We start from the raw sequence: 21,614 nt of genomic DNA, 5'->3' as shown, positions 1-21,614 counted from the left end.
AGGCATTGCAATACGGCCCTCGCCGTGATGGGGTGGCAACCGGTGTGCCGCCGTAGCGAGGGGGCGGCGGCACACACCCTCCTCCGCCGGCGCACCTGGCCCTGACCGGCGACGACGGCATACTGACCAGTATGCGGACGGTGGGCGGCACGATCCGGTCACGGTCCACGCTGGCGCCCTTCCCAGCGGCCCTCGTGCGGGTGCACGCTATGGCGCGCGGTGGCCTTCACGGCCAGACCCAGCGTGCCGCACCCCACCCCGAGGAGTTGACCAGATGAGCCTGTTCCGCACCAAATCGATCGAGGCGTCCATCGCCGAGACCGTCGAGGAGGAGTACCAGCTCAAGAAGAACCTGACGGCGGTCGACCTCACGGTCTTCGGCATCGGGGTCATCATCGGGGCCGGCATCTTCACCCTCACCGGTCGCGCCGCCGCCCAGTACGCCGGCCCGGCCATCGTCATCTCGTTCGCCATCGCGGCGTTCGCCTGCGGCCTCGCGGCGCTGTGCTACGCCGAGTTCGCGTCCACGGTCCCGGTGTCCGGCTCGGCCTACACCTTCTCCTACGCGACCCTCGGCGAGCTGGTCGCCTGGATCATCGGCTGGGACCTCCTGCTCGAGATGATGCTCGGCGCCTCCGTCGTCGCCCAGGGCTGGTCGCAGTACTTCGTCGTGTTCCTCGGCCACCTCGGCATCACCTTCCCCGCGTCGGTGTCGCCGGGGGCCGCCTTCGACCTGCCTGCGTTCCTGCTGGTCGCGGTCATCACCGCGCTGATCGCCTACGGCATCAAGGAGTCGATGCGGGTCAACCTGATCTTCGTCGCCCTCAAGCTCTTCGTGGTGCTGTTCGTCATCGTCGCCGGGATGCGCTTCATCAAGACGGAGAACTACACCCCGTTCATCCCCGACGCGATCGCCCCGGCCGCGTCCAACGCCGGCATCATGCACGCCCCGCTGCTGCAGACCATCTTCGGCCTCAACCCGACGACCTACGGCTGGGGAGGCATCCTCGCCGGCGCCTCGCTCGTGTTCTTCGCCTACATCGGCTTCGACGTCGTGGCGACCACGGCCGAGGAGGCCCGCAACCCGCAGCGCGACCTGCCGATCGGCATCATCGCCTCGCTGATCATCTGCACGATCCTCTACATCGCGGTCTCGCTCGTCATCACGGGCATGGTGCACTACGACAAGATCAACCCCAAGGCCGCACTGGCCGCGGCCTTCGAGAGCGTCGGCCAGGGCTGGGCGTCCACCCTCATCTCGGCGGGCGCCGTCGCCGGCCTGTTCACCGTCGTCATGACCCTGATGATCGGCGCGACGCGCGTCGTCTTCGCCATGTCCCGCGACTGGCTGCTGCCGCCGTGGCTGGGCCGGACCCACCCCAGGACCGGCACCCCGGTGCGCATCACCTTGATCGTCGGCACGCTGGTCGCCCTCGTGGCCTCCCTCACCCCGATCGGCAAGCTCGAGGAGATGGTCAACATCGGCACTCTGTCGGCGTTCGTCCTCGTCTCGGTCGCGGTGCCGATTCTGCGCAAGCGGCGCCCCGACCTGCAGCGGTCCTTCAAGGTGCCCGGCTCCCCGGTGCTGCCTTGGCTCGCCGCCCTGGTCTCCCTCTACCTCATGCTCAACCTCCCGCTCGACACCTGGATCCGCTTCCTGATCTGGATGGCGCTGGGCTTCGCGATCTACTTCATGTACTCGCGGACCCACTCCCGGCTGAACGTCCAGGGGCACGCCGCCACGCCCTACGAGCACATCGGCAACCCCGCGGCCGGCGGCAGCTTTGACGCCAACGGCTCGACCCGCCACGACGCCTGAACAACCCCTCCCACACGCCGAGTGGTCACATCCCGACGTTCGGGATGTGACCACTCGGCGTTCTTGGGGGAAACGCGGGGGGGCGTCAGCTGCCGGAGCTGCGTCCCATCGCCGGTCCCTGGCCGGGTCCGATCCCCTGCCCTCCCAGCTGGTCCTGCTGGGTCCAGCCTCCCTGGCTGCCCTGCTGATCCAGCTGGTCCTGCTGGTCCTGCTGGTCCTGCTGGTCCTGCGACTGACCCGGTATGCCGGGCAGCTGCTGCAGGCCACCTTGGGGCTGGAGCTGCTGGCGCTGGAGCTGCTGCTGGGACGGCTGGGCCTGGTCGGGAGGGGCGGCAGTGCTGCCCTGCGCGGCGACGATGCCGGTGACGGCGGCCGCGACGCCCACGCCGGTGCCGGCGAGGACCGCGGTGGCGGTGCGGATCGACTGCGAACCGCGAGACCTGGTGCTCATGACGGGTACTCCTGGACAGTGGCGGTAGTGGTGGCGGCCGCAGGGGCGGGGTTGGCCGCGGGAGCGGACTTGGCGCTCACGGGGCGGCCGGTGGGCGGGAGGGTGCGCCCGAGGCGGGAGCCCGAGCGGTGCACGAGGCGGGAGCCCGAGCGGCGCACGAGGCGGTAGCCGACGGCTCCGCCGACCACCGCGCAGCAGGTGATGGCCGTGAGCCGCACCCACCACGTGGCGGAGTCGGTGCCGCCGCCCACGGAGTGCAGGACCGCGAACGGCCACGACGCGTAGGCGAGCAGGTGCAGGCCCCGCCATACGGCATGGGGCAGTCGCTTGCGGAGCAGGCTGCTCACGACCACGATGAGCAGCAGGTCGAGGGCGAGCGTGCCGAGCCCCCACCACAGGGGGTTGCGGGCGTTGAGGAAGGGCACGAGCAGGTCCACGGCGTCGAGCTGGGCCTCGGCGTCCAGCCACAGCGACAGGACGTGCACGACGAGCAGCCCGGTCGCGAGCAGCGATGCCCGGCGGTGGATCTCGGCGAGGGCGAAGCGCGGCAGCTCGCGATGCCGGAAGCCGCCGCTCATGACGACCCCGAGGGCCGTGGCGACCGTGAGCATCACGAGCGTGCTGACGCCGGTGGCCCGGCCGAGGACCCAGAGAGCCTCGTTCACGACGCGGCCCTCGCGGCTCGCGCGACCTCACCCGCCTGGCGCTCGGTCACACCCTCGGCCGCAGAGGGCCAGCCCCCGACGAAGGTCAGGTCGCCACGCAGGCCCAGCAGCCGGGCCTGCACCTGGGCGCGTGCGAGGAGCCCCGGCGCGTGCGGCCCCACGACGAGGGCCGCGGTCGACCAGGCGTTGGCGAGGACGCAGCTGCGAGCGGCCACCGTGGCCGAGGACCAGTGCGGGACGACGGGCAGGGACGTCGCGGGGTCGAGGATGTGCTGCAGCTCGCGGCCCTCGATCCGCCAGCGGCGCTTGCGCGTGCTGGAGGTGGCGAGGGCCCAGCCGGAGGGCAGGGCGACCAGGGCCGCGGGATCGTCGGGGAGGTCCTGGACGGACACGGCCCACCCGCCGGTCGGGGCGGGGCCGGCCGTGGCGACGTCGCCGCCGAGGCTGACCAGGGCACCGGTGCCGAGCTGGTCGGCCACGACCCGCGCGCAGCGGTCCGCCGCCCACGCCTTGGCGGTGGCGCCGAGGTCGAGCGTGACGTCGGCGGGCACCGTGAGGGTGCCGGCCGCGCGGTCGATGCCGATCCGCCGCCAGCCGGGAGCCGGCCGCTCGACGAGGCGGAGCGTGCCGCGCGCGAGGGGCACGACCCGGCCCGCCCCCTCCAGGTCCTGCCCGTAGCCGAGCCGGTCCAGCGCGGTCCCGACCGTCGGGTCGCAGGCGCCGTCCGTCACCACGGCGGCGGCCACGGCGGCCTCGGCGAGGGCGAGCAGGGTGGGGCTCACGCGGACCGGCCGCCCGCCGGCCCGGGCCAGCCGCGACACCTCGGAGTCGCGCCGGAACCTGCTGGCCGCCAGCTCGACCGCCTGCAGCTCATGGTCCACGAGCCGCTTGGCCGCGGGCAGGGCGCGCTCCTCGGAGGTGACGAGGCGCATCGTGGTGGACCACAGGGCCCACTCGAGGGCGGGTCCGCGGGGAGCGGAGATCATCTGCATGGCAGGGCCTTTCGTGATGGAGGGGAGGTATGCCGTCAGCTGCCGGAGGAGTGCGCCGCCGGCGCGCCCTGGGCCGCCGTCAGGCCGTCGGTCTGGCTGGTGGTGCCCGTGCTGGAGGAGGTGGACGAGGTGGACGCATCGTCCGTGGCGCTGGACGAGGTGCTCGTCGTGGACGCGGCGCTCGCGCCGGCCACCCCGGCTGCACTCGCTGCGGTGTCGGGGATGGTCGTCAGGCCGATCGCGGCCGCCGCGACCGCGGCCGTGAGGGCGGCCAGCGACGCGGTGGCCTGGCGGATGCGCCGCACCCCGGTGCGGCGGGCGGCGTTCACGACACCACCCGGCGGATGTCGTCGAGGCTCGAGACGCTCCCCGTGAAGCGGCGGGTGGTCCCTCCGCCATACAGCGCCGTCTCCGGCACCTGCGTCGTGACCGTGACCTGACGGTCGACGGCACGGTGGCCGGGCGTTGCTCCGGAGGCCTGGGCGGCGGCCGGCGCGGCGACGAGCATCATCGCCGCCACGGCCGGCGTGGCCACCAGCCTCGATCGACCTAGTGCGCTGAATCCCATGGCGTGCTCCTTGATCTCGTGCGTTCCTCGGTGTGATGCCCCCACTCCACCGCTGCGCCCTATGCCCGTCGTTGGTCGTCTCTGTGGCCTCCCTGTGAGGGCCGCGCGTGGGAGAGTGGCCCTCATGCCGGACTGCCCGCGCGTCTTCGCCACCGACTTCGACGGGACCCTGCTGCGATCCGACGGCACGCTGTCGTCGCGCACCGCGTCCGCGATCGCCGCCGCTGAGGCGGCGGGCTGCACGGTGATCGTCGTGACGGCACGACCACCGCGGTGGATGAAGGCCTTTCGCGAGCAGGTGGGTGCGCACGGCGTGGTGCTGTGCAGCAACGGCGCCTTCGTCTACGACGCGCACGTCGACGCCGTCGTGGAGGAGCGGACCATCCCGGCGCCCGTCACCCTGGACGTGGTGTCACGCCTGCGAGGAGCCTTGCCGGGCATCGGCTTCGGCGTCGAGGGGCGCTCGGGTCTCGGCATCGAGCCGGCGCTGCGCGACCTGCGGGCGCCGGACGGGACGGTGGTCGACGACGCCCGCCGGGTGGCGGCCCTGGAGGACCTGCTCGAGGACGAGCTGCCGGGCAAGCTCATCGCGCGCCACCCCCGGCTCGGGCCCGAGGAGTTCGTCGCGCGGGCGAGCGAGCTGGTGGGTGGGGACGTCCACCTGGCCTACTCCGGCGCGCCGGGGCTGGCCGAGATGACTGCCCTCGGCGTGACCAAGGCCACTGCCCTGCAACGCTGGTGCGCCGGCCACGACGTGTCGTCGGCCGAGGTCTGGACCTTCGGCGACATGCCCAACGACGTGCCGATGCTCGGCTGGGCCGGTCGCAGCTTTGCCGTGGCCAACGCCCATGCCGCAGCGGTCGAGGCCGCCACGCATCGCTGCGCCGCCAACGACGAGGACGGCGTGGCCCGGATCATCGAGGCCGCCCTCTGGCGATCGTGAGCGTCTCGTCCACCATCCGTGGACGAAACCCTCACGATCCGGGGAGGGAAGCGCTGGCAGGGCAGGCAGGGCGGGGCAGGGCACGGCAGGGCGGGGCAGGGGAAGGTCAGCCGGCGGCAGCACGCACCCACTCGGTGACGCGGTCCAGGACGGCCGACTCGATCCGCCACCGCTGCCAGTAGAGCGGGACCACCACGTCGTGGCCCGGCGCCACCTCGACCAGGTCACCCCGCTCCCCCAGGTCACCCCGCTCCCCCAGCTGTGCGAGGGGCAGCGCGCCCCACCCCAGCCCGCACCGCACGGCCGCCGCGAAGTCCTCGGTCGAGGGCACGGTGTGCGCGAGTCCCGTGGAGGTCACGCCGAGCTCGCGCAGCACCGCGTCCTGCAGGTCGTCCTTGTCGTTGAACCGCACCACGGGCAGGCGCGACAGGTCGTGCTCGTGCCGCTCCCACAGCCAGCGCGTCGCGACCGGGACGTAGCGCATCGGCGGCAGCTGGGTCACCGAGCATCCCTGCACCGCAACGGGGTCGGCGGTCAGCGCCGCGAGCACCCGTCCCGCCCGGAGCAGCTCGAGGCTGTGGTCCTGGTCCTCGACGTGCAGCTCGAGCCCGATGTCGCCGGCCTCGGCCGCCTCGACGAGCACGTCGCGCGCCCACGTGGCCAGCGAGTCGGCGTTGAGGGCGACGGCGATCGTGGTCGCCGCCGACTGGGCAGTGAGCGCGGCCCGTGCCTCGGCCTCGAGGAGCGCCAGCTGCCGCGCCATACGGACCAGGACCTCGCCCGTCGAGGTGGGGCGGCAGGGCCGGGTGCGCTGCACGACCACCTGGCCGACCCGGCGCTCGAGCGCCTTGATCCGCTGGCTGACGGCCGAGGGTGTGACTCGCAGCTCGTCCGCCGCCGCCTCGAAGCTGCCCTCCTCGACCACGGCGAGCAGAGCGGCGAGCTGGTGGGAGTCGGCATACATGAAGCAATGCTAAGGAATCCCCAGCAACTGTCGTTGGACTGCACCGGCGGCCGCCGCCTAGCGTCGTCGTCATGTCCCCCCTGCACAGCGCGGCCATCGGCCTGCTGACCGGACTCGGCCTCATCGTGGCGATCGGCGCCCAGAACGCCTTCGTGCTGCGGCAGGGCCTGCTGCGCCGGCACGTCGGCGTCATCGTCGCGATCTGCGCGCTGTCCGACGCCGTGCTGATCCTCGCGGGCGTCGCCGGCGTGGGCGCCCTCATCACCTCTCACCCGACCGTGGTGACGCTGGCGCGGTGGGGCGGCGCGATCTTCCTCGTGCAGTTCGGGATCCGCACGGCCCTGGCGGCGCGGCACCCGGGCACCCTCACGGCGCAGGAGCGCGGCGTGAGCGGCCTGCGGGCCGCGGTGGTGACCACGCTCGCCTTCACCTGGCTCAACCCGCACGTCTACCTCGACACGGTCGTGATGCTCGGCTCGCTGTCGGCGACGCACGGGAGGGACGGCCGGTGGTGGTTCGGGCTCGGGGCGGCGGCCGGCTCGCTGCTGTGGTTCACCGCCCTCGGGTATGGCGCCCGCTGGTTGCGGCCGCTGTTTGCCCGGCCCCGGGCGTGGCAGCTGCTCGACCTGGTGATCGCGGTCGTGATGATCGCGCTCGGCGTGAGCCTCGTCGTCGGCGCCTGACCCGATCCCCCAGCCCAGACCAGACCAGACCGGCGCTGACCGTCGGGTCAGCGCAGCAGCCCCTGCTCCCGGGCCACGGCCACGGCCGCCGTCCGCGAGTCCACCCCCAGCTTGTCGAAGACGTGGACGAGGTGGGTCTTGACGGTGGCTTCGCTGATCAGCAGCTCGCGCGCGATATCCCGGTTGCTGTGGCCGTCGGCGACCCGCGCGAGCACCTGCGCCTCGCGGTCGGACAGGGCCGGTCGGGGGTGGCGCAGATGCCCCACGAGCACCTCGGCGGCGCGCGGCGCCAGCACCGTCTCCCCCCGGGCGGCGCGCTCGACGGCGGCCACGAGCGTGGCCGCCGGCGTGTCCTTGAGCAGGTAGCCCGCGGCCCCCGCCTCGACGGCGCGCACGATGTCGGCGTCGGTGTCATAGGTCGTGAGGATCAGCACGCGGGGCCCGTCGGGGTCCTCGCGCAGGGCGCGGGTGGCGGCGACCCCGTCGAGGCCGTCGCCGAGCTGCAGGTCCATGAGGACGACGTCGGGGCGGCGGGCCCGCGCCACGACCAGCGCCTCCTCGCCCGAGGCGGCCTCCCCGACCACGTCCACCCGCGCGTCGACCGCGAGCAGGGCGCGCAGCCCGGCCCGCACGACCGGGTGGTCGTCGACGACGAGGACACGCACGGTCATGGCAGCTCCTGCGGATGGGGGGTCGCGAGGGGGACGGTAGCGGCGATCGCGGTGCCATCGCCAGGCGCGGACTCCACGTCGAGCCGCCCACCCAGCTCGGTGAGGCGCGACCGCATGGCCCGCAGGCCGAATCCCGTGCCCCCGAGCGGCGCCGACATCAGCCGCGACTCGGTGAAGCCCCTCCCGTCGTCGACGACGTCCAGCGAGACGGAGGTATCGGCATACGAGATGGTGACGACGACCCGGGAGGCCCCCGAGTGGAGGCGCACGTTGGCGAGCGCGGACTGCGCCACGCGCAGGAGCGCCACCTCGACCGTGGTCGGGATCGTGCGCACGTCCCCGTCGACGTGCAGGACGGTGCGTATGCCGGACTGCGCGCCCAGCCGCTCGAGGAGCCGCCCGATCGCGGCGGGCAACGGCGCCTGCTCGAGCACGGAGGGGGTGAGGGCGGCCACGACGCGACGGGCTTCGTCGAGGTTGTCGACGGCGGTGGCCTCGATCTGACCGAGCAGGGCCTCGCGCGACGCGGGGTCGGCAGCGGCGGCGCGGGACAGCAGCACGATCGAGCTGAGGCCCTGCGCGAGCGTGTCGTGGATGTCGCGGGCGATGCGGGTGCGCTCGGCGGCGACCCCGGCCTCGCGCTGGGTGGCGGCGAGCTCGTCGTGCACGGCCACGAGGTCGTCCTGGGCGGCGACGAGCTGCTCGACGAGGCGCCGCCGGTCCTCGCTCTCGCGCAGCACCCGCAGGTAGGCCGCGCCCGTCCCGATCGCCACCAGCGCCCCGAGCATGGGCCCGAGCACCATGCCGGCGCGCAGGGACTCGGGACCGGCGCCGCGCAGCTGCGCGACGACCACTACCGCGGTCATCGCGGCGGCGAGCGGGTGGGCGACCGACGGCGGCAGCACCAGCACGCCGATCAGGATGAACGGGAAGGCGAGCCACGAGAACTCGGGCGACACCAGCAGCACCACCAACGCCCAGGACGTCACGAGGACGCCCATCCACGCCGTCGCCAGCCCCCTGCTCGGATCGGCCCTGCCGCGGACCGGTGCCGGACCGCGCGGGGAGGCGGTTCCCCGCGCGAGGCCGGCGCCGACGGCATACCAGCCGAGCAGGGCCACCGAGGCGAGGGCGACGAGCGCCGGCGAGGTGCCGAGGACCATCCCGCGCACCGCGGCGACGACCAGGAGCACCCCCACCAGACCGTGCAGCGCCCCCTGCAGGCGCCGCGCGGTCGACGGACGGGTGTCCGGGATCATGCCGTCGAGGCTAGCCGTCGTGGCCACCAGAGCCGCTCACCGGCGGCGGCGAGCACAGCGGGCACGACCAGGGTGCGCACGAGCAGCGTGTCGACGAGCACGCCGAGGCCGACGATCAGGCCCAGCTGACCGAGGGTGACGAGCGGCAGCACGCCGAGCGCCGCAAAGACCGCCGCCAGCACCACCCCCGCGCTGGTGATGACCCCGCCCGTGGCGCCCACGGCGCGCACGACGCCCTCACGCAGGCCGTGCTCCTGCGCCTCGTGCACCGTCCGGTGCGCGAGGAAGATCGTGTAGTCGATCCCCAGCGCCACGAGGAACAGGAAGGACAGCAGCGGCACGAGCACGTCCAGCCCCGGGAAGCCGAACACCGTCCGCCCGATCCACGTCCCCAGCCCGATGGCGGCGACGGCGCTGATCACGTTGACCAGCAGCAGGATCATCGGTGCGACGACCGCGCGCAGGAGGGCGACGAGGACGAGCAGCACGACCAGCAGGATGAGCGGGGCGACGAGCAGCAGGTCATGGCGCGCGCCGGCTTCGGCGTCCACCTGCCGGGCGGTCTGACCGCCGACGACCGCGTCCGAGCCAGGCACGGCGTGCACCGCGTCACGCAGCGCGCGGACGGTGTCCTGCGCTGCGGGAGAGTCGGGTTCGGCGTCCCCGACGACCATGGTGCGGCTCCACCCGTCGTGCTCGGCGAGGGTCTGGACGCGGACCACCCCGGCCGTATGCCGGGCCGCCTCGGCCACCCGGGGCGCCGCCTCGGTGCGGCTGACCACCGTCATGGGGGCGCTCTCCCCCTGGGGGTAGTGGCGCGCCAGGGTCTGCAGTCCGGCCGAGGACTCGGAGGCCACCCGGAACTGCTCGGTCTGCGACAGGCCGACGCGGGTCCCGGCGAGTCCGGCGGCCATGAGGGCGGCGACCGCCAGGGCGGCGGCGAGCACGGGCCATGGGCGACGGGTCACGGCGCGCGCCACGCGGGCCCACGGCCCCACGCCCGCCGACCGGTCACTTCCCGACGCCACACCATGTCCAGAACCGACCAGTCGGCGAAGGGGGGACAACGACTGGTCAGTCTGCGGCGCGGTACCCGTGCGGGAAGGCCGCGAAGGTAGTGGGGGGACGAACGGCCAGAACAGCTTGCGGCCGCAGATGGCCAGCGCGGCCGGCAGCACCACCAGCGCGAACACGGCCGCGACCAGCAGCCCCGCCGCCGACGTGGGGCCAAGACCCCGCGTGCCGGGCAGCACGGCGAGCACGAGGGTGAGCAGCGACAGCACCACGGTGACGTTGGAGGCGAGCACCGCCGGCCCGGTCGCCACGAGGGCGTCCCGCAGCGCGACCCGGTGGTCGTCGGTGCGCGGCAGCTCCTCGCGGTACCGCGAGATCAGCAGCAGCGCATAGTTGGTCCCGGCGCCGAAGACGAGGACGCTGACGATCCCGCTGTCGAAGCTGAGGTCCCGCGCCTCGCCGATGGCCTTGGCCAGGACTCCGGCCAGGCCGTCCGCGAGCGCCACGACGACCAGGGGGACCAGCCACAGCACCGGGGAGCGGTAGGTCAGCAGGAGCAGCACCGCGACGATGCCGACCGTGACGGCGAGCAGGCGCAGGTCGGCGCCGTCGAAGGCGCCCGCCACGTCCGCGCCGAAGGCCGGCCCTCCGGTCACCTGCGCGCGCAGCCGCGGCTCCCCCGCCGCCCCGCCGGCGTCGCCCGCCGTCGCCTCGCCCGTCCCCGCGATCGCCGCCCGCATGGCCTTGACGTCGGTGGCGATGTCGGTGTTGGGACGGTCCGCCCGCACGGGGATGCTCACGAGCACCGCGCGGCCGTCCTGCGAGGGGATCGGGCGCGATGCCCGTTGCCCGACGCTGCCCGCGGCGGCCTCGCCGACGCGCTGCGCCGACGCGAGATCGCCGGCTGCCAGCGGGCGCTCGTCATACCGCGTCATCACCACCATGACGGGACTGAGCTCGCTGCGGGGGAAGCCCGCGAGCAGCGTTGCCGCCCGGGCGGACTCGGAGTCGGGCGGCAGCGTCTCATCTGCCCGGACGATCTCGGCGCCGCGTAGCGCCCCCATGAGCGCCGTAGTCACGAGCAGCGCGAGGACCAGGGTGGCCCAGGCGCCGCGCCGGGAGGTCACGGCGTCCGCGAGGCGTCGCCAGGCCCCAGGCGGGCTCGGCACCGAGGAGCCATGCGTGCTCGGCGTGCTCTGGGTGGGGGTCTGTGTGCTCATCGGGTCCTCGTGGGGTCGTTCGGTGGCACCGGTGCGGCGCCTCCACAAGCGTTGACCTGGATCCGGCGACGGACATCGGCTGCGGGTGGGGTCCGGCGTCATACCTTTGGTGGACCCCAACCCAAGGACGTGACGATGCCCCCCACCCTGCCCCTCGACCCCCTGCACGACCCCCAGAGCGACCCCCTGCACGACCGACTTCGCGACCGGCTGCACGACCCCGAGCGTCGCGGCTTCGCCAGCGACAACTACGCCGGTGTCCACCCGGAGGTCCTCGAGGCGCTCGCCGTGGCGAACGGAGGCCACGTCGGCTCCTACGGCGCTGACCCCTACACCGAGGCGCTGCAGGAGGTCGTGCGCAGGCACTTCGGCGAGAGCGCCTCGTGCTGGCCGACCTTCAACGGCACGGGCGCGAATGTCGTTGCCCTGTCGGCGATGACGGACCGCTGGGACGCCGTCATCTGCTCCTCCCACGCCCACATCCACACCGACGAGTGCGGCGCCCCGGAGAAGGTCGCCGGCATCAAGGTCGTCGACGTCGAGTCCCCCGACGGTCGGCTCACGCCCGCGCTGATCGACCGGGAGGCCTACGGATTCGGGTTCGAGCACCACGCGCAGCCGCGTGTCGTCAGCGTCACCCAGTCGACCGAGGTGGGCACGCTCTACACCCCTGACCAGCTCCGCGAGGTGTGCGAGCACGCCCACGCCCTGGGCATGCTCGTCCACCTCGACGGCGCCCGCATCGCCAACGCCGCTGCGGCGCTGGGCTGCTCGCTCGGCGACATCACCACCGACGTCGGCGTCGACGTCGTCTCGCTCGGCGGCACCAAGGCGGGTCTGATGGGTGTCGAAGCGGTCGTCGTCATCAACCCCGACGCCGTGCGACGGATGGAGTTCGTGCGCAAGCTGTCGACCCAGCTGCCGTCCAAGATGCGCTTCATGTCGGCCCAGCTGCTCGCGCTCTACTCCGGCGACCTGTGGCGCGAGTCCGGCCGGCACGCCAACGGCATGGCCCGCCGGCTCGGGGAGGCGTTGCGCGGCATCGACGGCGTCACCGTCACCCAGGAGGTCGCCGCCAACGCCGTGTTCGCCACGCTGCCGCCGCAGGTGACGCTACGGATGCAGGCCCGCTACCCCTTCTACGTGTGGAAGGAGGCGACCGGCGAGGTCCGGCTCATGTGCTCCTGGGACACGACGGAGGCCGACGTCACCGGATTCGCGGATGCCCTGGCGGCCGAGATGGGGGCCGAGGGCTCTGCCCCCTGACCCTCCCTTCGCCGACTGGTCACCACTGGACACCCGCCCCGCCGATACCTGACCAGTCGGCGAGGTGGGGCACTCCCGAGGCGGGCGGTTCCGGCATACGGTGAGACCCCGACCGGCCCGTGGGCCCGAGCGAAGGAGCCACAGATGGACGCCGACGTCATCGTCGTGGGAGCCGGCCTCGCCGGGCTCGTGGCCGCGTGCGAGGCCGCGAACGCCGGGCGGCAGGTGCTGCTGCTGGACCAGGAGGGCGAGCAGTCGCTCGGTGGGCAGGCCTACTGGTCCTTCGGCGGGCTCTTCCTCGTCGACTCCCCCGAGCAGCGCCGGCTGCGCATCAAGGACTCCGAGGAGCTGGCCTGGCAGGACTGGGAGGGCACTGCGGGCTTCGACCGCCCCGAGGACCACTGGCCCCGGGAGTGGGCCCGCGCCTACGTGAGCTTCGCTGCGGGGGAGAAGCGTTCGTGGTTGCGGCAGCTGGGGCACCGCCTGTTTCCCGTGGTCGGCTGGGCCGAGCGTGGGGGGTATGGCGCCCTCGGCCCCGGCAACTCCGTCCCGCGGTTCCACATCACGTGGGGCACGGGCCCGGGCATCGTGGAGCCGTTCGAGCGACGCCTCCACGACCTGGCGCACCGTGGGCTCGTACGGTTCGGCTTCCGCCACCGCGTGGACTCGCTGATCGTCGAGGGCGCGCAGCCGGGCCGTGGCGGCGAGGTCGTCGGGGTGCGCACCTCGGTGCTGGCCGCCGACCGCGCGGACCGCGGCCGCCCCACCAACCGGACCGTGCTGCAGGAGCGAGAGATTCGTGCGCAGGCCGTCATCATCGCCACCGGCGGCATCGGCGGCGACCACGACCTGGTGCGCGCGGCCTGGCCCGACCGGCTCGGCACGCCGCCGCGGCACATGGTGACCGGCGTCCCCGCCCACGTCGACGGCCGCGGCATCGGGATCGCGCAGGAGGCGGGTGGCCGGCTGATCCACCCCGACCGCATGTGGCACTACACCGAGGGCGTCCACAACTGGGACCCGATCTGGCCTGGGCACGGCATCCGGATCCTGCCCGGCCCCTCGTCGCTGTGGCTCGACGCCACGGGACGGCGTCTGCCGGTGCCGCTGTTCCCGGGCTTCGACACGATGGGGACGCTCGCGCACCTGCAGCAGGTCGGTGCGGACCACAGCTGGTTCGTCCTCGACAAGACCATCGCGGGCAAGGAGTTCACGTTGTCCGGCCAGGAGCAGAACCTCGACCTGACCGGCCGCTCGTGGCGCGGTGTCGCCTCGCGCGTCCGCACCGACGTGCCGCCCTCGGTGCAGGCCTTCCTGGACCACGGCGAGGACTTCGTGCAGGCGACCACCCTCGACGAGCTCGTCGCAGGCATGGTCGCGCTCGAGCCCGACGGTGGGCTCGACCCCGAGCAGGTGCGCCGTGAGGTCCGGGCACGTGACCGCGAGATCGCCAACCCGTTCAGCAAGGACAGCCAGGTCGTGCATCTCCACGGCTCGCGACGCTTCCTGGGGGACAAGCTGATCCGCACCGCCCCGCCCCACCGTCTCGAGGACCCCGCGCACGGACCGATGATCGCGGTCCGGCTGTCGACCCTCACCCGCAAGACGCTCGGCGGGCTCGAGACCGACCTGTCGGCGCGGGTCCTGAGCGCCGCTGGCTCGGCCGTGCCAGGCCTGTATGCCGCAGGCGAGGCCGCCGGCTTCGGCGGGGGCGGCATGCACGGCTACCGCGCACTCGAGGGGACCTTCCTCGGCGGCTGCCTGTTCAGCGGCCGGGCCGCCGGACGCGCCGCTGCGGCGGCGACGGCTTGATCCTGTCCGTATGCCGGGAACCACCCGTCACCGCGCGTGACCTGAGCGGTTGAACGCCGGGGCGATGACCGGGAGCGGTCACGCCGCGTGACCGCTCCCAACTTTCTCCCGGGTAGGTCTGGTGCCGACTCCCGATCGGGCGCAAGGATGGCCGCGTCGGCATGGGGTGCGGGGGGCCTCCACGCACCTGGGGGACCGACGTCGAGCACCGGGGAGCAGACCATGTCACTGACTCGTCCAGCCGCTGCGGCCGCAGCAGTCCTGATCACCGCCGCAGGTGGCCTCGCCGCCGCCTCACCGACGTTGGCGTCACCTGGCCCGGGCGTCGGCGCCGGCCTCGGCTCCGGCGCCACCACCGCCAGCGCCTTCGTCCGCGCGCCCAGGGACGACGCCAAGACCGCCGCGGCCCTGCGCGCCATGGCCTCACCCAAGGTCGCCTGGACCCGCTGCGGCTCCGGCCTGCAGTGCGCCACCCTGGAGGTGCCGCTCGACTACGGCGACCCCACGCTGGGCACCACCAAGCTGTCGATCAGCCGACGGCCGGCCGACAACCCCTCGCAGCGCATCGGCGCCCTGTTCACCAACCCCGGCGGTCCCGGCGGACCGGCCACCCAGACCGTCGGCCTCTTCGCCCAGGAGCTCGGCGCCCAGGTGCGCAAGCGCTTCGACATCGTCGGGGTGGGCCCGCGCGGCATCGAGGGAGAGGACCTCGCGATGTGCGTCGGCAAGCCGGGCGAGGAGATGCCGCAGCTCGACGAGCACATGTTCCCGTTGTGGGACAAGGAGTTCGCGCAGCACCTGGCCTATGACCGGGCCTACCGCAAGACCTGCGCCACCGCCATGCCGCGCATCCTCAAGCACATGTCGACCGCCGACACCGCCCGCGACATGGACCTCGCGAGGCGCGCGCTCGGCGACAAGCAGATCAGCTACTACGGCATCTCCTACGGCAGCTACCTCGGTGCGACATACGCCGCCCTGTATCCCGGCAACATCCGCGCCCTGGTCGTGGACGGGGTCCTCGACCCCGTCGCCTGGGCCACCGGCCGCGGCGGCGAGCACCGCACCAAGCCGGTCACCGAGCGTCTCAACTCCCACCTCGGGGCGCATGAGGCGCTGATGTCGGCGTTCACGGAGTGCGAGCGGGGCGGCACGAGCCTGTGTGCCGAGGCCAAGACCGTCCGCCAGGACTGGCAGGCCATCCTCACCACCTTGTCCAAGGGCCCGGTCGACATGGGCGACGGCAACTACCTGCGCTACGACGACGTGATCGCCCTCGCGCTGCAGGTCCTCTACTCCGCCGACGACATTCCGCTGCTCATGCCCGCCATCACCGAGCTGCGCCAGGCGATCGCGCCGACGACGCCGGTCCGCAAGGCCGCCGGCACCGCCTCGGCGGACGGCCAGGTCGCGGCCGAGGCGACACCCAGGTCGCGGCCCAAGGCCGCCGTCGCGCGGCTCAAGGCCCTGGCCGCCAAGGTCGACCGCGAGCACCCGGCCCCGGCACCGCTGTCGGAGTCCACGGCCCCCAAGGGGGCGCACCGCACGAACGGCCCGGTCCTCGGGCTGAGCTCGACCGTCCTGCGCTCGTCAGGCCTGGCCGCGGCCCCCTCGGCGGAGGAGCCGCCCGGGGAGCCGGATGCGCCGGTCTACGACGCCGGGTTCCACGGCGTGCTGTGCTCCGACTCGCTCAACCCGAAGGACCCCAAGGCCTGGATCGCGGCCGACCGCCGCGTCAAGTGGCAGGCCCCCGGGTTCGGTCCGGCGTGGCTGTGGACGGCGAGCGTGTGCGCGGGGTGGCCCGGCATGAATCCCGACGCCTACCGCGGGCCGTTCGACAAGGCCACCTCGACGCCCGTCCTGATCATCGGCAACCATCACGACCCGGCGACGCCCTACAGCGGTGCCGTGGCCTACCGCAAGGAGCTCAAGACCTCTCGGCTGATCACCCTGACCAACGGCTACGGCCACGGGGCGCTCGGCGTGAGCACGTGCGTCGACCGGCTCCGCACCAAGTACCTCGTCAACCGGCTCGTCCCCGCCTCGGACACGAGCTGCAAGCCCGACCACCCGTTGTTCACCCGCCTGGACTGACCCCGTCCGTCGCGCGCAGACGTTCAGGTGACCCGGCGGGGCACCACGGGCGATCCAGCACCCCGCTGTGACCGCCCCGGGTGCCCCGTCGGGTCACTTCCCGTCGCCAACCCCGCATCCTCGGCGCCCCCTCCGCCCCGACAGGTCACTTCCTGTCGCGAGACCCCCGGCTTCCGCCCTTCGTCCGCCCCGACGGGTCACTTCCCGTCGCCAACCCGGCGGCCTCCGCACACCGCCCGCCCCGACCGGTCACTTCCCGTCGGGCGCCCGGGACCCCACCCCCGAGGTCAGAGTCCCAGCGCGACCTCTTGCTCGCGCAGCGCCTTGGCCACACGTGCCACCAACTCCGCGGGGCGGGCGAGGTCCCGGCTGGTCAGCTCCTCGACCCGATAGTCGTGGTCACGCAGCCCCCTCACCCGGTGCAGGTCGTCGCGGCGCTGGCGGTCAGAGGTGAAGTGGTGGACGCCGTAGTACTCGACCACCAGCCGGTGCCGCCGCCATAGGAAGTCGACGTACGCCAGCCAGGTGCCGTCGACGACGACCGAGGCATTGAGCTCGGGCTCGGGCAGACCGGCCTCGAGGAGAAGCAGGCGACTCCTGGTCTCCGTGACCGAGTTGGACCCGGGTCGCACGTGGTTCAGCGCACGTCGGGCCTGGACCACACCCGGAAGCCCAGGCCCAAGTGCCGCCTCGAGGTGCTCCGGCGTCCACACGCTCCGCCACCCGACAACCGCGTCCCCGAGGATCACGGTGTCGAGGAAGGACAGGTGCGGGGCCATCTGCGCGTACAGCGCCGGTGGCGAGAGCACGCGGAGCGGGAGCCCCTCGACGTGCACCGTGTCTGCTTGGCGGCCGCCCAGGCGGTGGTCACGTACCGTGGCCAGGCGGATCCGACGCTCGCCGGGCACCAGCAGGTGGATCGGCGGACGGGGCGTCGGCGACCACTGCTGTGCGTGTGGCAGGTGGTGGACCCATAGCGCCGACTCCCCGCAGACGACGGCATCGTCGGGCACGACGCGGCTCACCGCCTCGATGTCCTCGATCACGGTCCGTGGCAGTCGTCGTCCGTGGACGCCGCGATGAGCCGCGACCAGCTGACGCCGCTGGGCACGTGTCAGGCCTAGGCGGTCCAGCTGGTCGGTGGTGTACCACTTGCCGTCCACGATCTCGGGCGGCAGGAGAGGGGTGCGCATGCCGCCAGCCTGGACGCCTCCCGCGCCCCCCACGCGCCGTCCTCCACAGGCGGGGCGGTGTGGCTCGCGCTGTCCACAGCGGGCGGTGACCCAGGTCACACCAGCCGCGCGGGCGCGCGACGCAAACTGACCCGAGGGGGCATGTGGTGGCGCCTCAGCCGCGCTTTGACCGTTCCACACGCCCCGCCGGGTCACTTCCTGTCGCCAATCACGACCTCAGCACCCCACCCGCCCCCGAGTGGTCACTTCCGTCACCCCATCGGCGACACAAACTGACTCGGGGGGCACGTCGTGACGCCTCAGCGGCGCATTGATCGTTCCACGCGCCCCGCCGGGTCACTTCCCGACGCCACCCACCACGCGCCCGTTACGCGAAGAGGGCCTGACCGATGTGCTCGCCCTCCTTGGCACCCGGCGGTATGGCGAACAACGCCGACCCCCGGTGCTGGAGGTACTCCTGGAGAGCGTCCTGCTTGGCCATGCGAGTCTGCATGGGGATGTACTGCCTGGCGGGGTTGCGGACGTAGGCGATGAAGAACAGCCCCGCGTCCATGCGCCCGAGGTCGTCCGACCCGTCGGTGTAGTTGTAGCCGCGACGCAGCATCTGCACTCCGCCGTTGCGCGTCGGGTGCGCCATCGCCACATGGGAGCTCGCCGCGACCAGCGGCTGCCCCTCGCGTCCCTTGACGGTGAAGTCCGGTGCGGTGAACTCCTTCCCGCCCGAGAGCGGCGCGCCCTCGCGGCGGTCGCGACCGATGACCGCCTCCTGCTCGCGCAGCGAGGAGCGGTCCCAGGTCTCGAGGTTCATCGCGATGCGGCGGGCCACGAGGTAGGAGCCGCCCGCCATCCACGGTGCCTTGGGGTCGTCCTTGGCGCCGACCCACAGGTGGGCGTCGAGCGCGGACGGGTCCTCGGCCTTGAGGTTGGCCGTGCCGTCCTTGAAGCCGAACAGGTTCCGCGGGGTGGCCTGCGCGGTGGACGTGGACGAGGTGCGGCCGTAGCCCAGCTGGGACCACCGCAGCGACACGACGCCGAACCCGAGGCGCGCCAGGTTGCGGATGGCGTGCACCGCGACCTGCGGGTCGTCGGCGCAGGCCTGGACGCACAGGTCGCCGTCGCTGCGCGCGGGGTCGAGCGCGTCCGCCGGGAAGTGCGGAAGTCGTTGCAGCGCAGCGGGTTGACGTCCCGAGATCCCAAACCGGTCCTTGCCCGCGGCGTCCCGGAACAGCGTGGGCCCGAAGCCGAAGGTCAGCGTCAGCCGCGACGCCGACAGCCCGTCCGCCTCGCCGGAGTCGTTGGGGGGCGCGCTGTATGACGTCGGGTCCCCACCCACCGGCCGACCCGCCGTCATCTCGGCGGCCGCCGCGGTCCAGGCGGTCAGCAGGGCGACGAGGTCCTCACGGGAGGTCGTCGTGACGTCGAACGCCGCGAAGTGCAGCCGGTCCTGGGCGGGCGTGACGATCCCCGCCTGGTGGGTGCCGTAGAACGGATAGCTGTCGGACGCAACGGCTCTCGCGTCCCCGGTCGTGCCCCCACCCGCGCGCCCGCCGTCACCCTCGGAGGCGTTGGCGGTCGCCATACCACCCGCGAAGCCGGCCGCTCCCACGGCGGCCGAGGCGGCTCCCCAGCCGAGAAGCCCACGACGAGAGAGGGACTCGGGCATCAGATGACGGCGGCCGTCAGCCTGGACAGCGGCTCGGAGAGCGCGTTGACCGCGTCCGACAGCGCCTTCACCTCCTCCTTGGAGAGCGTGTCGTAGGTCTGGAACCCCTCGCCGACCTTGTGCTGGTCGAGGAGCTTCTGCAGCGCCGAGAACTTCAGCTGCAGCTGGGAGTCCAGAGCGGCGTCCTTCTTCTTGAGGATCGGGCGCAGACCCTGCCAGGCCACGCGGGCGCCGTCGACGTTGGCCTGGAAGTCCCACAGGTCGGTGTGGCTCCAGATCTCCTCCTCGCCGGTGACCTTGCCCTTGGCGACCTCGTCGAGCAGGCCCTTGGCGCCGTTGCCGATCTGGTCGGTGGTGAACTGCATGGATCGGGTGCGCTGGTAGAGCGTCTCGGTGTCCTTGACCAGCTGGTCCGCGATCGCGGCGCGCTGGGCGGCGGTCTGCGCGGTGTAGCCGGCCTTCGGTGGCCACAGGTCCTTCTCGGCGACGTGCCAGCCGGTCCACTTCTGGCCGGGCTCGAGGTCGGCCTCGCGCGCGTCCATCATCGGGTCGAGGTCGCCGAAGGACTCCGCGACGGGCTCGATCCGCTCCCAGTGGACGCGGGTGGGGGCGTAGAGCTCCTTGGCCCTGGCGGTGTCGCCGGCCTTGTAGGCGGCGGCGAAGGCCTTCGTCCCCGTGAGGAGCTGCTCGGTCTGGTCCTTGACGTAGGACGCGTACTGGCTGTTGGCCGCCGCGACGAGCTCCTTGTCGGCGCCCTGCGCCTCGAGGTTGGCGCCGGAGTCGGTCACGGTGAAGTCGTGGCGGATGCCGTCGCCGACCATGCCCGGCTTGCAGGCGGTCTTGTACGTCCCCGGCGCAGCCTTGAGCACGAGGTCACGGGACAGGCCGGGCCCGATGTTCTCGACCTCGGCGACGATGCGCAGGCCGTCCTCGGCGAGGAGGTAGAACTCGGTGACCTTGGAGCCGGCGTTGGTGACCGCGAACTTCAGCGTGCCCGAGGGAGCCTCGGACGCCGAGACCTGGCACTCGGTGTCCGTCGAGGTGACCGTGAGGGTGCCCTGGCCGGCCCCGGCCTGCGTCCCGCCCCCCGAGGAGGTGCTGGCGGTGTTGTCGGTGCAGGCGGTCAGCGCGAGCGCGGCGATCGCGAGGGACGCGCCGGTGGCGGCGAGGCGGGTCATGCAGAGGCTCCTTGACGTATGCCGGACGCCGCGCTCGCACGCGGGGCCGGGGGCTTGGGGCGACGGACCCGCGCGGCGAACAACGCCATGACGGGGACGACGTAGAGCACCCACGCGGCGACCTCGAGCACGGTCATCGCGGGAGAGAAGTTGAAGACGCCCTTGAGCAGCGTGGCGACCCACGAGCTGGGCTCGATCGTGCCGGACACGTCGAACGCGAGGGTGTGCAGGCCGGGCAGGATGCGCGCCTCCTGCAGGTCGTGGACGGCATACGCCAGGACCCCGCCGGCGATGAGGACGAGGAAGGCGCCGGTCCAGCGGAAGAACGCGCCGAGGTCGAGCTTGAGTGCTCCCCGGTAGACGCCGACGCCGAGCGCGACGGCGGTCAGCAGGCCGAGGAGGGCGCCGACCAGCGGTGCCGTGGTGGAGGCGTTGTCGCGGGCTGCGGCCTGCGTGGCCGCCCACAGGAACAGCGCGGTCTCGAGACCCTCGCGGCCGACAGCCAGCATCGCGACCAGCACGAGGCCTCCGCGGGCGCCCGTGCGGCCGCCCTCGACGGCCCGGTCGACCGCCCCCTTGAGCTCGCCGGACAGGCCACGGCTGTGCCGCGCCATCCAAAAGATCATCCAGGTCACGAACCCCACCGCCACGATGGACAGCCCGCCGCCGATGGCCTCCTGCGCCTCGAAGGTCAGGCCCTTGGGGCCGAAGGTGAGCAGCGCGCCGAAGGCGAGGGAGATGGCGATCGCCGACGCGACTCCCGCCCAGATGCGCCCGAGCAGGTGCTGGCGTCCCGACTTCACGAGGTAGGCGACGAGGATGACGACGACCAGCGACGCCTCCAGTCCCTCACGCAGCCCGATGAGGTAGTTGGCGAGCATGGCAGCCTACGATTCCTGGTCGACGTGAGTGAGGCCTCCCTAACTTAGGCGACGCTCACCTCACCGGGCAACATGACCTCCCCCACAGCCCCACCCCCGCCGCCCCTTGCGCCATCGGTCACCAATGACGTCTCGCGGCGTGATGTGAACGATCCAAAACGTCATTCGTGACCAATGGCGGAGGGTGGGAGCTGCGGCGACCTGTGGACAACGCTCAGCCCTTCCGCCCCGGCTGTGGATGACCGTATGACGCCGCGAGCCGGCCGCCCGACCATCGC

The 21,614-nt window shown here is 73.0% G+C and carries 19 protein-coding genes; 6 read left to right on the top strand and 13 right to left on the bottom strand.

What is annotated here, in order from left to right:
- Window positions 1–274 precede the first annotated feature (274 nt).
- A complete protein-coding gene (locus tag ACF3NS_RS05420; RefSeq protein WP_288799309.1) occupies window positions 275–1,819 on the top strand; it encodes an amino acid permease in 1,545 nt (514 codons plus the stop codon).
- 85 nt (window positions 1,820–1,904) lie between these two features.
- On the opposite strand, the gene ACF3NS_RS05415 is transcribed toward ACF3NS_RS05420, so the two are convergent.
- The 5 genes from ACF3NS_RS05415 to ACF3NS_RS05395 are packed head-to-tail and all read right to left on the bottom strand — an operon-like array spanning window position 1,905 to window position 4,495.
- Window positions 1,905–2,270 (bottom strand): hypothetical protein, encoded by a 366-nt coding sequence (locus ACF3NS_RS05415; RefSeq protein WP_392468326.1) that lies wholly within the window; start codon window positions 2,268–2,270, stop codon window positions 1,905–1,907.
- Window positions 2,267–2,935: a ferric reductase-like transmembrane domain-containing protein gene (locus tag ACF3NS_RS05410; RefSeq protein WP_154593885.1), complete on the bottom strand. Its 669-nt coding sequence runs from the start codon at window positions 2,933–2,935 to the stop codon at window positions 2,267–2,269. The genes ACF3NS_RS05415 and ACF3NS_RS05410 overlap by 4 nt, the downstream gene beginning before the upstream one ends.
- The gene (locus ACF3NS_RS05405; RefSeq protein WP_392468323.1) at window positions 2,932–3,927 is read right to left on the bottom strand and encodes an FAD:protein FMN transferase; all 996 of its coding nucleotides are present in this window, start codon (window positions 3,925–3,927) and stop codon (window positions 2,932–2,934) included. Before ACF3NS_RS05405 ends, ACF3NS_RS05410 begins: the two co-directional genes overlap by 4 nt.
- A 35-nt stretch (window positions 3,928–3,962) precedes the next feature.
- The gene (locus ACF3NS_RS05400; RefSeq protein ID WP_392468320.1) at window positions 3,963–4,256 is read right to left on the bottom strand and encodes a hypothetical protein; all 294 of its coding nucleotides are present in this window, start codon (window positions 4,254–4,256) and stop codon (window positions 3,963–3,965) included.
- Window positions 4,253–4,495, bottom strand: a complete 243-nt coding sequence (locus ACF3NS_RS05395) for a hypothetical protein (RefSeq protein WP_392468318.1) — start codon at window positions 4,493–4,495, stop codon at window positions 4,253–4,255. Before ACF3NS_RS05395 ends, ACF3NS_RS05400 begins: the two co-directional genes overlap by 4 nt.
- A 124-nt stretch (window positions 4,496–4,619) precedes the next feature.
- Between ACF3NS_RS05395 and ACF3NS_RS05390 the strand changes: the two genes are divergently transcribed.
- Window positions 4,620–5,438, top strand: a complete 819-nt coding sequence (locus ACF3NS_RS05390; protein ID WP_392468315.1) for an HAD family hydrolase — start codon at window positions 4,620–4,622, stop codon at window positions 5,436–5,438.
- Window positions 5,439–5,544: 106 nt separating this feature from the next.
- On the opposite strand, the gene ACF3NS_RS05385 is transcribed toward ACF3NS_RS05390, so the two are convergent.
- Window positions 5,545–6,402: an ArgP/LysG family DNA-binding transcriptional regulator gene (locus ACF3NS_RS05385; protein WP_154593890.1), complete on the bottom strand. Its 858-nt coding sequence runs from the start codon at window positions 6,400–6,402 to the stop codon at window positions 5,545–5,547.
- A 71-nt stretch (window positions 6,403–6,473) separates the two neighbouring features.
- Here ACF3NS_RS05385 and ACF3NS_RS05380 point away from each other — a divergent pair, with 71 nt between their 5' ends.
- Window positions 6,474–7,085 (top strand): LysE/ArgO family amino acid transporter, encoded by a 612-nt coding sequence (locus tag ACF3NS_RS05380; RefSeq protein ID WP_154593891.1) that lies wholly within the window; start codon window positions 6,474–6,476, stop codon window positions 7,083–7,085.
- Window positions 7,086–7,132: 47 nt separating this feature from the next.
- On the opposite strand, the gene ACF3NS_RS05375 is transcribed toward ACF3NS_RS05380, so the two are convergent.
- The 3 genes from ACF3NS_RS05375 to ACF3NS_RS05365 are packed head-to-tail and all read right to left on the bottom strand — an operon-like array spanning window position 7,133 to window position 11,249.
- A complete protein-coding gene (locus tag ACF3NS_RS05375; protein WP_392468310.1) occupies window positions 7,133–7,756 on the bottom strand; it encodes a response regulator in 624 nt (207 codons plus the stop codon).
- Window positions 7,753–9,015: a sensor histidine kinase gene (locus tag ACF3NS_RS05370; RefSeq protein ID WP_392468308.1), complete on the bottom strand. Its 1,263-nt coding sequence runs from the start codon at window positions 9,013–9,015 to the stop codon at window positions 7,753–7,755. Before ACF3NS_RS05370 ends, ACF3NS_RS05375 begins: the two co-directional genes overlap by 4 nt.
- The gene (locus ACF3NS_RS05365) at window positions 9,012–11,249 is read right to left on the bottom strand and encodes an MMPL family transporter (RefSeq protein ID WP_392468305.1); all 2,238 of its coding nucleotides are present in this window, start codon (window positions 11,247–11,249) and stop codon (window positions 9,012–9,014) included. The genes ACF3NS_RS05370 and ACF3NS_RS05365 overlap by 4 nt, the downstream gene beginning before the upstream one ends.
- A 135-nt stretch (window positions 11,250–11,384) precedes the next feature.
- On the opposite strand from ACF3NS_RS05365, the gene ACF3NS_RS05360 reads away from it, so the two are divergent.
- The 3 genes from ACF3NS_RS05360 to ACF3NS_RS05350 all read left to right on the top strand — a co-directional run bounded on the left by ACF3NS_RS05360 (window position 11,385) and on the right by ACF3NS_RS05350 (window position 16,421).
- Window positions 11,385–12,515: a threonine aldolase family protein gene (locus ACF3NS_RS05360; protein WP_392468304.1), complete on the top strand. Its 1,131-nt coding sequence runs from the start codon at window positions 11,385–11,387 to the stop codon at window positions 12,513–12,515.
- Window positions 12,516–12,659: 144 nt separating this feature from the next.
- A complete protein-coding gene (locus ACF3NS_RS05355) occupies window positions 12,660–14,327 on the top strand; it encodes an FAD-binding dehydrogenase (RefSeq protein WP_392468302.1) in 1,668 nt (555 codons plus the stop codon).
- A 222-nt stretch (window positions 14,328–14,549) separates the two neighbouring features.
- Window positions 14,550–16,421 (top strand): alpha/beta fold hydrolase, encoded by a 1,872-nt coding sequence (locus ACF3NS_RS05350; protein ID WP_392468299.1) that lies wholly within the window; start codon window positions 14,550–14,552, stop codon window positions 16,419–16,421.
- Window positions 16,422–16,708: 287 nt separating this feature from the next.
- On the opposite strand, the gene ACF3NS_RS05345 is transcribed toward ACF3NS_RS05350, so the two are convergent.
- From ACF3NS_RS05345 to efeU, 4 genes are all read right to left on the bottom strand, one after another.
- On the bottom strand, window positions 16,709–17,614 hold the full coding sequence (locus ACF3NS_RS05345) for a hypothetical protein (protein ID WP_392468298.1): 906 nt from the start codon (window positions 17,612–17,614) through the stop codon (window positions 16,709–16,711).
- 367 nt (window positions 17,615–17,981) lie between these two features.
- Window positions 17,982–19,277, bottom strand: coding sequence for an iron uptake transporter deferrochelatase/peroxidase subunit (gene efeB, locus ACF3NS_RS05340; RefSeq protein ID WP_154593899.1), 1,296 nt, complete (start codon window positions 19,275–19,277; stop codon window positions 17,982–17,984).
- A complete protein-coding gene (efeO, locus tag ACF3NS_RS05335) occupies window positions 19,277–20,455 on the bottom strand; it encodes an iron uptake system protein EfeO (RefSeq protein ID WP_392468295.1) in 1,179 nt (392 codons plus the stop codon). Before efeO ends, efeB begins: the two co-directional genes overlap by 1 nt.
- Window positions 20,452–21,336: an iron uptake transporter permease EfeU gene (efeU, locus tag ACF3NS_RS05330; protein ID WP_392468292.1), complete on the bottom strand. Its 885-nt coding sequence runs from the start codon at window positions 21,334–21,336 to the stop codon at window positions 20,452–20,454. Before efeU ends, efeO begins: the two co-directional genes overlap by 4 nt.
- Window positions 21,337–21,614 lie beyond the last annotated feature (278 nt).

The sequence above is a fragment of the Arsenicicoccus cauae genome, from assembly GCF_043162025.1.
GTDB classification, from domain to species: Bacteria; Actinomycetota; Actinomycetes; order Actinomycetales; family Dermatophilaceae; genus Arsenicicoccus; species Arsenicicoccus cauae.
The sequence above is the reverse complement of the archived record's forward strand: the minus strand, read 5'-3'. Positions and strand labels throughout refer to the sequence as shown.